General features: G+C 74.4%; 1 protein-coding gene. It reads right to left on the reverse strand.

Annotation, left to right across the window (positions count from 1 at the left end; all coding sequences use genetic code 11):
• A partial coding sequence (locus tag KVT14_RS20790) for a hypothetical protein (protein ID WP_217617336.1) occupies window positions 1-250 on the reverse strand: 250 nt, incomplete at both ends.

The raw sequence follows: 250 nt of genomic DNA on the forward strand, positions 1-250 counted from the left end.
ACGGCGGTGGGGGTGCCGGGGGCCGCGTCATCGCCCGAGGACTGCTGCGACGCCGTGGCGCCCGACATGATCGCGGCCGGGTCGACCGTGATCTCGCCGACGTCGATCCCGAGGGCGGAGGACGTCTGCGAGGCGTCCTGCCGGGTCACGGTCGCGGTGCCCTCATCGGTGGTCGTGGTGGTGCACGAGCCGGAGGACTGCGCCGACTCGGTGGCGAGGCAGAGGCTCAGGCCGCCCAGGCTGATCGGCG

It is taken from the genome of Cellulomonas sp. GbtcB1, from assembly GCF_019091725.1.
GTDB lineage: Bacteria > Actinomycetota > Actinomycetes > Actinomycetales > Cellulomonadaceae > Cellulomonas.